At 67.6% G+C, this 9,875-nt stretch carries 11 protein-coding genes and 1 pseudogene; 10 read left to right on the forward strand and 2 right to left on the reverse strand.

All coding sequences use genetic code 11. The annotated features are described in order from the left end of the window. A partial coding sequence (locus ACFRAH_RS18410) for a UDP binding domain-containing protein (RefSeq protein ID WP_377992348.1) occupies positions 1–401 on the forward strand: 401 nt, incomplete at its 5' end. 39 nt (positions 402–440) lie between these two features. On the opposite strand, the gene ACFRAH_RS18415 is transcribed toward ACFRAH_RS18410, so the two are convergent. Next, positions 441–647, reverse strand: a complete 207-nt coding sequence (locus ACFRAH_RS18415) for a hypothetical protein (RefSeq protein ID WP_377992349.1) — start codon at positions 645–647, stop codon at positions 441–443. Between the two features lie 274 nt (positions 648–921). Here ACFRAH_RS18415 and ACFRAH_RS18420 point away from each other — a divergent pair, with 274 nt between their 5' ends. Beyond that, positions 922–1,266 carry an ArsR/SmtB family transcription factor gene (locus ACFRAH_RS18420; RefSeq protein WP_377992350.1) on the forward strand — a complete coding sequence of 115 codons (345 nt, stop codon included), beginning with the start codon at positions 922–924 and terminating at the stop codon, positions 1,264–1,266. Beyond that, a complete protein-coding gene (locus ACFRAH_RS18425) occupies positions 1,263–1,676 on the forward strand; it encodes an SRPBCC domain-containing protein (RefSeq protein WP_377992351.1) in 414 nt (137 codons plus the stop codon). Before ACFRAH_RS18420 ends, ACFRAH_RS18425 begins: the two co-directional genes overlap by 4 nt. 99 nt (positions 1,677–1,775) lie before the next feature. Here the strand turns inward: ACFRAH_RS18425 and ACFRAH_RS18430 are convergent, their stop codons facing one another. Beyond that, positions 1,776–1,928 carry a hypothetical protein gene (locus ACFRAH_RS18430; RefSeq protein WP_377992352.1) on the reverse strand — a complete coding sequence of 51 codons (153 nt, stop codon included), beginning with the start codon at positions 1,926–1,928 and terminating at the stop codon, positions 1,776–1,778. A 184-nt stretch (positions 1,929–2,112) separates the two neighbouring features. Between ACFRAH_RS18430 and ACFRAH_RS18435 the strand changes: the two genes are divergently transcribed. The 7 genes and pseudogenes from ACFRAH_RS18435 to bcp all read left to right on the forward strand — a co-directional run bounded on the left by ACFRAH_RS18435 (position 2,113) and on the right by bcp (position 9,730). Beyond that, complete coding sequence (locus tag ACFRAH_RS18435; protein WP_377992353.1) at positions 2,113–2,913, forward strand: hydroxypyruvate isomerase family protein; 801 nt, start codon at positions 2,113–2,115, stop codon at positions 2,911–2,913. A 10-nt stretch (positions 2,914–2,923) separates the two neighbouring features. Continuing rightward, positions 2,924–3,826: pseudogene (locus tag ACFRAH_RS18440) on the forward strand (2-hydroxy-3-oxopropionate reductase); the annotation flags it as partial. Between the two features lie 193 nt (positions 3,827–4,019). After that, the gene (gene gcl / locus ACFRAH_RS18445; RefSeq protein ID WP_377992354.1) at positions 4,020–5,798 is read left to right on the forward strand and encodes a glyoxylate carboligase; all 1,779 of its coding nucleotides are present in this window, start codon (positions 4,020–4,022) and stop codon (positions 5,796–5,798) included. A 55-nt stretch (positions 5,799–5,853) separates the two neighbouring features. Further along, on the forward strand, positions 5,854–7,062 hold the full coding sequence (locus ACFRAH_RS18450) for a glycerate kinase (protein WP_377992355.1): 1,209 nt from the start codon (positions 5,854–5,856) through the stop codon (positions 7,060–7,062). Continuing rightward, entirely contained in the window at positions 7,055–8,398 is a 1,344-nt protein-coding gene (allB, locus tag ACFRAH_RS18455; RefSeq protein ID WP_377992356.1) for an allantoinase AllB, read from the forward strand. Before ACFRAH_RS18450 ends, allB begins: the two co-directional genes overlap by 8 nt. A gap of 10 nt (positions 8,399–8,408) precedes the next feature. Beyond that, a complete protein-coding gene (locus ACFRAH_RS18460) occupies positions 8,409–9,167 on the forward strand; it encodes a winged helix-turn-helix domain-containing protein (RefSeq protein WP_377992357.1) in 759 nt (252 codons plus the stop codon). 83 nt (positions 9,168–9,250) lie between these two features. Next, positions 9,251–9,730 carry a thioredoxin-dependent thiol peroxidase gene (bcp, locus tag ACFRAH_RS18465; RefSeq protein ID WP_377992358.1) on the forward strand — a complete coding sequence of 160 codons (480 nt, stop codon included), beginning with the start codon at positions 9,251–9,253 and terminating at the stop codon, positions 9,728–9,730. Positions 9,731–9,875: the final 145 nt, after the last annotated feature.

Below are 9,875 nucleotides of genomic sequence, written 5' to 3' on the forward strand. Positions count from 1 at the left end.
ACTCCGACGACATCCGCGACGCCCCCGCCCTCGACGTCGCCCGCATGCTCCACCAAGCCGGAGCAACCGTCACCGTCTACGACCCCAAAGCCATGGACAACGCCCGCCGCACCTACCCCGACCTCAGCTACGCCGCGTCCTTGGAAGCCGCAGTCACCGGAGCCGAAATCGTCGCCCTCCTCACAGAATGGGACGAATTCCGCCACGCCAACCCCACCACCCTCGGCAACCTCGTCCAGCTCCGAAACATCGTCGACGGCCGCCACGCCCTCGACGCCGACGCCTACCGCGCCGCCGGCTGGGACTACCGCGCCCTCGGCGCACCCAACCGGATCCCGGCGGGAATTCCCCAGGGGCAGGTTTCAGTTACTGCCGAGGCGCCCGTGACACAGCGGGCGTAGGCGTTCGCCCAGTTTGGTGGCCCCTGTCCGAGGGCGTTGTCAGAGGGCGGGGTCGGGCGTTCCGGCCGGCTTGTTGCGGGTTTCCATCAGGTGCAGCTGCAGCTTTGCTTCTGCTTCCCGGCGCCGTTTGGCCCGCTCGCGCATCTGCCGTGTTGCCTCGGAGCCTTCGGAACGGATCAGTCCGGCTGTTCGATTGCGGGGAGCGCCACCGCCGGAGGGTGCCGCCGCCATAAGTTCGTCGCTCATGCCCCATGGTCACATGGCCGTGATCTTGCGGGAAGAGTTGATGCCGGAGCGTGACCGGATCGGAACCTGCCGGCATTCATAAGGGCCGGCGGCGGTTGGGAAGGCACCCCGGGCTTCGTAAGGATCGCTCACCGGGGCTCTTGCCGTCGGCCCCACCTTCATTTTACGAGCCCGGAGCCCCGTGAAACAGAGGTAAAAGTTGTATACCCGGCAAACTGTCGTCGTCGGACTTGGCCAGCTTTCATTTCGGAAATTTCCGACATATCCTGCTGGCGTGCTTCCGGATATTTTCGGCGCCCTCGCGAACCCCTCGCGGCGCACCATCCTCGACGAGCTCCGCAACGGACCGCGGACAGCGGGCGACCTCACGGGGCTGCTCGCGCAGAGCCGGTCCGCGGCGTCGGAACACCTTGCCGTGCTCCGCGAAGCCGGGCTCGTCCGCGAAGAGCGGCAGGGGCGGCACCGGGTGTACCACCTTCAGGCCGCTGGCCTGGCCGAGGTGGGCGGGTGGCTGAAGCACTACGAGCACTACTGGAACCGGCGCCTCGACGCGCTGGGCGACCTACTGGATAGCAGCCAACCAAACGGCACCCTACCGAAAGAGGAGAACCCATCATGACCGACAACACGATCCGCCTCACGCGCCACTTCCCGCACCCGCCGGAGGCCGTCTGGAAGGCGCTCACCACGCCGGACCTGCTCGCACGCTGGTGGGCTCCGGGCGACATTGCCCCCACCGTCGGGCACCGCTTCACGCTGGACATGGGCGCCTGGGGAACGCAGCAGTGCGAGGTCCTCAGCGTCGAGCCCGGCACGTCCATCAAATTCCTGTTCGCCGAAGGTGGCCTGGACACCACCATCACCTGGACCCTCGAGACGGTTGAGGACGGCACGGTTCTGCACCTGGAGCACGCCGGCTTCAAGCTCGACACCCCGATGGGCCAGCAGGCCTTCGAGGGCATGGGCGACGGCTGGCCCGGAGTGCTGTCCCGGATCGACGGCGTGCTCGTGGAGGCAGAGCAGCACTAAGGCTGCAAAACAAGAACACAGCAAAACAGGGAGGCCGGCACTATGAGTGCCGGCCTTCCTGTTTGCAGCCTCAGAACGGCATCCGGGCCGCGTCATCCGCTATCGATCAAGCGGATCCTCCGCCTCAACCCAATCAACGGCGCCCAGCCCTCGGTCATCCACGGTGAGCAGTCGCAACTCCAAGAGGTCCTCGGCCAGGCTCGCATCCGGCCCAACCCGGTCGTCGTCGGTCATGCGGAATTCTGCTGCCACTGGCACTCCTCGCGGGTTACGTGATCGGCTTCGTCCCTTCACCCTAGCCACTCCCCCTTGACTCCCCCGCCACCCCTTCCCTACACTTTTCATAAAGCAGAATCTAAATTCCACAAAGCGGAAACGGTAGAAGAGCCGAGAAGCAGGGAAGATGGATCAAAGCCCCTCCCCGGAAGGACCTACGATGACGTACACAGTGAACTGCTCCATCCTCCTGACGGAGCTGCCCCTGCTAGAGCGCCCCGCAGCCGCGAAGGCGGCCGGTTTTGACGCCGTCGAGTTCTGGTGGCCCTTTGAGAGCTCGGTCCCTTCCGACGCCGAGACCACGGCTTTCGAGCGCGCCATCACCGACGCCGGCGTCCAGCTCTCCGGCCTGAACTTCAACGCCGGCAACATGCCCGGCGGCGACCGCGGCCTGGTTTCCTGGGTCGGCCGTGAGGGCGAGTTCAAGGACAACATCGACGTCGTCGCCGGCATCGGTGAGCGCCTCGGCTGCAAAGCTTTCAACGCCCTCTACGGCAACCGCCAGGAGGAGTCCAGCCCGGAGCAGCAGGACGAGCTCGCAGCCAGTAACCTGGCCGCAGCCGCGGAAGGCGTGGCCCGGATCGGCGGCACCGTCCTCCTCGAGCCGGTCAGCGGAGCCCCGCGCTACCCGCTCCTGAAGGCCCAGGACGCACTCGACGTGATCGCCCGGGTCAAGGCGGAATCCGGCGCCCAGAACATCAAACTGCTCGCCGACTTCTACCACCTGGCCGTCAACGGGGACGACGTCGCCGCGGTCATCGAAAACCACGCCAAGGACTTCGGCCACATCCAGATTGCCGACAACCCCGGCCGCGGGGCTCCCGGAACCGGCGGGCTTCCCCTCGGCGAGTGGATCGCCCGCAGCCGCGAACTCGGCTACGAGGGCTACATCGGCCTCGAATACAAGGAACCGCAGGAAACCGCCTTCAGCTGGGCGATCCGCGAACACGCCGCCAACTAGCCACCACCCAAAGACTTCAGAAAAGAGAACCATCATGAGCAACGTTGCAGTCATCGGACTCGGAATCATGGGCCTGCCCATGGCCATCAACCTCGTCAAGGCCGGCCACGCCGTCACCGGATTCAACCGCAGCCAGGACAAGATCGACAAGCTCGTCTCCGAAGGCGGCAAGGGCGCCTCCAGCATCGCTGACGCCGTCAAGGAAGCCGACGTCGTCATCACCATGGTCCCTGACTCCCCCGACGTCGAGGGCGTCGTCAGCGGCCCCGAGGGTGTCTTCGCCAACGCCAAGCAGGGCGCCCTCTGGATCGACGCCTCCAGCATCCGCCCCGACGTCGCGGCCCGCCTCGCGGCAGACGCCAAGGCAGCCGGCATCCGCCCGCTCGACGCCCCGGTCTCCGGCGGCGAACAGGGCGCCATCGACGCCGTCCTGTCCATCATGGTCGGCGGCGACGCAGCAGACTTCGAGGCAGCGCAGGAAGTCCTGAACGCCGTCGGCAAGACCATCGTCCACGTCGGCCCCTCCGGCTCCGGCCAGACCGTCAAGGCTGCGAACCAGCTGATCGTCGCCGTCAACATCGAGGTCCTCGGCGAGGCCATCGCCTTCCTTGAGGCCTACGGCGTGGACACCGACGCGGCCCTCAAGGTCCTCGGCGGCGGCCTGGCCGGCTCCAAGGTCCTGGACCAGAAGGGCCAGAAGATGCTGGACCGCAACTTCGACCCCGGCTTCCGCCTCGCCCTGCACCACAAGGACCTGGGCATCGTCACCTCCGCCGCCCGCGAAGCCAACGTCTCCATCCCGCTCGGCGCCGTCGTCGCCCAGCTCGTCGCCGCCACTGTCAACCAGGGCGACGGCGGCCTGGACCACTCGGGCCTCTTCAAGCAGGTCCTCCAGCTCAGCGGCCGGAAGTAACCCCCTTCCCTTGGAGTTTTGGTACAGATAATCGGCCCTAATGGCTCATTAGCGGCCATTATCTGTACAAAAACTCTCCCACCAAACTCACCGCCCGCCGTCGGGATGTACGACGGCGGCACCCCCTTAAGTGCCCTGCAAACGCCGGGCCTTCCTTCAGCACACCCAAAAACAGACTTTTTAGGAGCACACCATGACCAAGATGCGCACCGTAGACGCTGCCATCGCCATCCTGGAAAAGGAGGGCGCCACCGAGGCGTTCGGCCTGCCGGGCGCGGCGATCAACCCGTTCTACTCCGCCATGAAAGCCCACGGCGGCATCCGCCACACCCTGGCCCGCCACGTTGAAGGCGCCAGCCACATGGCCGACGGCTACTCACGTGCGGCGGACGGCAACATCGGCATCTGCATCGGCACCTCCGGCCCGGCCGGCACGGACATGATCACCGGGCTGTACGCCGCCTGGGCCGACTCCATCCCCATGCTCTGCATCACCGGCCAGGCTCCGGTTGCCAAGCTGCACAAGGAAGACTTCCAGGCCGTGGACATCGAATCCATCGCCAAGCCCGTCACCAAGATGGCCATGACCATCCTGGAGCCCGGCCAGGTACCCGGCGCCTTCCAGAAGGCCTTCCAGCTGATGCGCTCCGGCCGCCCCGGCCCGGTGCTGCTGGATCTGCCGATCGACGTGCAGATGGCCGAGATCGAGTTCGACATCGACACCTACGAGCCGCTGCCCGTCGAGAAGCCCAGGGCCTCCCGCAAGCAGCTGGAGAAGGCCCTGGACATGCTGACGGCAGGCGAGCGCCCGCTGATCGTGGCCGGCGGCGGCATCATCAACGCCGGCTCCTCCGCGCAGCTGGTGGAACTGGCTGAACTGCTGAACGTTCCCGTGATCCCCACCCTGATGGGCTGGGGCGCCATCCCGGACGACCACGAGCTCATGGCCGGCATGGTGGGCCTGCAAACCAGCCACCGCTACGGCAACGAGAACTTCCTGCGCAGCGACTTCGTGATCGGCATCGGCAACCGCTGGGCCAACCGCCACACCGGCGGCCTGGACACCTACACGGCCGGCCGCAAGTTCGTGCACATCGACATCGAGCCCACCCAGATCGGCCGCGTGTTCTCCCCGGACTTCGGCATCGCCTCCGACGCCGGCGCCGCCCTGGACGGCCTGCTGGAAATCGCCCGCGAGCGCCAGGCCGCCGGAACCCTGCCGGACTACGCCGCGTGGGTTGCGGAGTGCACCGAGCGCAAGGCCACCCTGCACCGCAAGACCCACTTCGACAACGTGCCGATCAAGCCGCAGCGCGTGTACGAGGAGATGAACAAGGCGTTCGGCAAGGACACCACCTACGTGTCCACCATCGGCCTGTCCCAGATCGCCGGCGCGCAGATGCTGCACGTGTTCGGTGCCCGCAAGTGGATCAACGCCGGCCAGGCGGGCCCGCTGGGCTGGACCGCCCCGGCCGCCCTGGGCGTCGTTCGCGGCAAGCCGGGCCAGAACGTGGTGGCGCTGTCCGGCGACTACGACTTCCAGTTCATGATCGAGGAACTGGCCGTGGGCGCGCAGTTCAACCTGCCGTACATCCACGTGGTGGTGAACAACTCCTACCTGGGCCTGATCCGCCAGTCCCAGCGCGGGTTCAACATGGACTACCACGTGTCCCTGGGCTTCGACAACATCAACTCCCCGGAGACCGAGGGCTACGGCGTGGACCACATCAAGGTGGTTGAGGGCCTGGGCTGCAAGGCGATCCGCGTGACCAGCCCGGAGGACATGCCGGCCGCGTTCGACAAGGCCAAGGCACTGATGGGCGAGTTCCAGGTTCCCGTGGTGGTTGAAGTGATCCTGGAAAAGGTCACCAACATCTCCATGGGCTTGGAGATCAACGCCGTAAACGAGTTCGAGGAACTGGCCGCCACCGCCGCCGACGCCCCCACCGCCATCCTGGCCCTGCAGGACTAACAGCCCGCAGGTCTCCCTACCAGGCAGCATCCAAAGTACCGAAGATAGGCAAGCAATGCGCATCGTGATCGCGCCGGACAAGTTCAAGGGCTCACTCTCCGCCCCGGACGTCGCCCGGCACCTTGAAACCGGGCTCCGGAACGGCTCCGCCACAGCGGGCCCCGGCAGCCATGAGGCACAGGCCAGCCTTGAGGTACTGCGGATTCCCGTGGCCGACGGCGGCGAGGGAACCCTCGACGCCGCCGTCGGCTCCGGCTTCACCCGCCGCCGCGCCGTGGTCAGCGGCCCCACAGGACAGCCGCTGACAGCCGAGTTCGCGGTCCGCGGCCGGGAGGCCGTGATCGAAATGGCCGCGGCGTCGGGTCTGGCGGTGCTCCCCGGGTACGACGGCGGCCGGCCGGGTTCCGCTTCTGCCCGGACTGCCAGCAGCCTGGGCACCGGCGAACTGATCCGCGCGGCGCTTGATGCCGGCTGCCGGCTGATCATCCTGGGTGTCGGCGGCAGCGCCAACACCGACGGCGGCGCAGGCGTGCTGCAGGGTCTTGGCGCTAAGCTGCTCGACGCCGACGGCAACGAACTGCCCCTCGGCGGCGCGGCCCTCGCGGACCTGGCAAGCATCGACTTCTCCGGCTTTGATGTGCGGCTGGAGGAATCCCGCTTCATTCTTGCGAGCGACGTCGACAACCCGCTGCTCGGAACGGACGGCGCGGCCGCCATCTTCGGGCCGCAGAAGGGTGCCACCGCCGCCGACGTCGGCGAGCTGGACGCCGCCCTCGCCAACTTCGTCCAGATCCTCGCCGCGGAGATCGGCCCCCGGGCCGTCAAGGCCGCCAGCGCACCGGGCGCCGGAGCGGCAGGCGGCGTCGGCTACGCCGCCATCGCGGCACTGGCGGCATCACGCCGGCCGGGCATCGACGTCGTGCTTGAATTCACCCGGCTGGCCGAGCGGCTGGCGGGCGCAGACCTGGTGATCACCGGCGAAGGCAGCCTGGACGAGCAGAGCCTGCTGGGCAAGACGCCCATGGGCGTTGCCCGCGCAGCCGCCGAAGCGGGCGTGCCGGTGCTCGCCGTCTGCGGCCGCACCACGCTTTCGCCGGAACAGCAGCAGAACTCCGGCTTCCGGCAGGTCTATCCCCTGACGGCGCTGGAGAGCAATGTAGAGATATGTATAGCTCAAGCAGGACGCCTGCTTGAGGAATTGGGTCAGCACATTGGCGTGCACCTGACCGACAGCGCTAACACGAAGGAGCCCCTGAATGTCTGAAGAACGCTTTGACCTGGTCATCCGGGGCCGGCGCATCCTCACCACCGCCGGAATCGCCGCCCGTGAAGTGGGCGTGCGCGGCGGCAAGATCGTCGCCCTCGAGCCACTCGGCAACGGCCTCCAGGGCGCCGAGGTTGTTGAACTGGCCGACGACGAAACCCTGATCCCCGGCCTGGTGGACACCCACGTCCACGTCAACGAGCCCGGCCGCACCGAGTGGGAAGGCTTCGCCTCCGCTACCCGCGCCGCGGCGGCCGGCGGTGTGACCACCATCATCGACATGCCGCTGAACTCCATTCCGCCCACCACCAACGTGGAAGGCCTCAAGCTCAAGCGCGAAGTGGCGGAGGACCAGGCGTTCGTGGACGTCGGGTTCTGGGGCGGCGCGATCCCCGGGAACAAGGCCGACCTGCGCCCGCTGCACGATGAGGGCGTCTTCGGCTTCAAGTGCTTCCTGCTGCACTCCGGCGTGGACGAGTTCCCGCACCTGGAGGCGGACGAGATGGAGGAGGACATGCGCGAGCTGAAGTCCTTCGACTCGCTCATGATCGTCCACGCCGAGGACTCGCACGCCATCGACCACGCGCCCCACCCCGGCGGCGCCCACTACTCCACCTTCCTGGCCTCCCGCCCCCGCGGCGCCGAGAACAAGGCCATCGCCGAGGTGATCGAGCGAGCCCGCTGGACCGGCGCCCGCGCCCACATCCTGCACCTGTCTTCCTCCGACGCGCTGCCGATGATCGCCTCGGCAAAGCGCGACGGCGTGCACCTCACCGTTGAGACCTGCCCGCACTACCTCACGCTGATGGCCGAGGAAATCCCCGACGGCGCCACCGCCTACAAGTGCTGCCCGCCCATCCGCGAGGCCTCCAACCGCGAGCTCCTCTGGCAGGGCCTGCAGGACGGCACCATCGACTGCATCGTCTCCGACCATTCCCCTTCGACCCTCGACCTCAAGGACCTGGAAAACGGCGACTTCGCCGTCGCCTGGGGCGGGGTCTCCTCGCTGCAGCTGGGCCTGTCCCTGATCTGGAGCGAGGCCCGGCACCGCGGCATCCCGCTGGAGCAGGTGGTGTCCTGGATGGCCGAGAAGCCCGCGTCCTTGGCCCGGCTCTCCAACAAGGGCCAGCTGGCCCTGGGCTACGACGCCGACTTCTCCGTCTTCGCCCAGGACGAGGCCTTCGTGGTGGACGTGTCCAAGCTCAAGCACAAGAACCCCATCACCCCGTACGACGGCAAGGCACTCTCCGGCGTGGTCCGCCGCACGTACCTGCGCGGCAACGTGGTGGACGGCCAGACGCCCGGCGGCAAGCTGATCCGCCGCGGCGGCATCTGAGGGCCGCGCGGTGGCTGTGCATGCCCATTCACCGCGCGGCAGTTCGGCCCCCTGGGGCGCCAAGGCCCAGGGCCTGGCCCACGGTTCTGCCAAGGCCCACGGCCTGGCCGTCTGGGTAGCTCCGCCCGAGGGCCAGGACATTGATCCTGAGGTCCTGGCCCGGGCCGCCGAGCTCGTGCTGGCGCGGGCCCTTCAATTTGCTCCGGAGGCGGAAGTCCACTGGCCTGCTGCCGGAGCTGCAACTTCCGCCGCCGGGACCCGCCCGGGCACGCCCCCTGGGGAGGGGGCGGCGAACGGTGCGCCCGACGGCGGAACGTCCGTGCCGCCGTCGTCCTCCCTGGCCGATTGCCCGCAACCGGACCCCTCGCAACAGGAACCGGCGGACCTGGGCTCCCGGGAAACGGACGACGGCGGCGCAACCCACCTCCCGCCGTCGGCCGGGCACGTCAGCCGGGTGGCCGTGGACCTTGCCCGGTCCGAAGTCCTGCTGGACGGCGCGCGGGTGCCGCTGACCGGCGTCGAATTCAAGCTGCTGCGCTACCTCGTGGAGCACTGCTCGCGGACCGTTGACCGGGAGGAACTGCGGCTGTTCCTGGAGTCGTTCGACAGCCCCGGCGCCGCGACCCGTTCCATCGACGTCTACGTGGGCCGGGTGCGGCGGAAGCTGCACGGCGGCAGGCACGCGATCGCCACCGTCCGCGGCGGCGGCTACCGCTTCATCTGCGGACCCGCTGCAACCGTTCGCGGACCTGCGGAATACAGTATCTAGTGCTGCTGTTATCTATGTCAGCCCGATCAGTCATTGTGCTTGACCAGATTTTTCGCTCGACCAGATCCATCAGAAGGAATGCCATGAGCCCCAAACTGACCACCAAGCTCCAGCCCGGAACCCAGGCGCCGGACTTCACCCTGCGGGACGCAGAAGGCAAGCAGACCGCGCTGGCCGACTACCGCGGCAAGAACGTCATCGTGTACTTCTACCCGGAGGCCGCCACCCCTGGCTGCACCACCGAGGCCTGCGACTTCCGCGACAACCTGGCCTCCTTCCAGGGGTCGGGCTACGCGGTGCTGGGCATCTCCCCCGACGCGCCGGAGAAGCTGGCCAACTTCACGGGCGACTTCGATCTCACCTTCCCGCTGCTGGCCGACGAGGACCACGCCGTGGCCCTGGCCTACGGCGCGTGGGGTGAGAAGCTCATCGACGGCGAGGTGCACGAGGGCATCGTCCGCTCCACCGTGGTCCTCGATCCCGAAGGCAAGGTCACGCTGGCCCAGTACCAGGTCAAGGCCCAGGGACACGTCCAGGCGCTCCGGGAACAGCTCGGCGTCTGACCCCAGACCCGTCCTCACCTTTGGTCGCTTAATTCCAGACGCGTCCTCACCTTTGGTCGGGTTTAAAAAAAACAAAACGCAGATGTATTCAGGGGGGTTGGGGGTTTTAGTCGGGTGGAGTGGAGGCCGGGGGGTTTTTTAGACG

This window comes from Arthrobacter sp. NPDC056727 (genome assembly GCF_042790555.1).
Taxonomy (GTDB): Bacteria; Actinomycetota; Actinomycetes; order Actinomycetales; family Micrococcaceae; genus Arthrobacter.

Coding starts and splice junctions, on each gene's coding strand:
- ACFRAH_RS18415 (WP_377992349.1), bottom strand. CDS start 647: ATGAGCGACGAACTTATGGCGGCGGCACCCTCCGGCGGTGGCGCTCCC.
- ACFRAH_RS18425 (WP_377992351.1), top strand. CDS start 1,263: ATGACCGACAACACGATCCGCCTCACGCGCCACTTCCCGCACCCGCCG.
- ACFRAH_RS18435 (WP_377992353.1), top strand. CDS start 2,113: ATGACGTACACAGTGAACTGCTCCATCCTCCTGACGGAGCTGCCCCTG.
- gcl (WP_377992354.1), top strand. CDS start 4,020: ATGACCAAGATGCGCACCGTAGACGCTGCCATCGCCATCCTGGAAAAG.
- ACFRAH_RS18450 (WP_377992355.1), top strand. CDS start 5,854: ATGCGCATCGTGATCGCGCCGGACAAGTTCAAGGGCTCACTCTCCGCC.
- allB (WP_377992356.1), top strand. CDS start 7,055: ATGTCTGAAGAACGCTTTGACCTGGTCATCCGGGGCCGGCGCATCCTC.
- bcp (WP_377992358.1), top strand. CDS start 9,251: ATGAGCCCCAAACTGACCACCAAGCTCCAGCCCGGAACCCAGGCGCCG.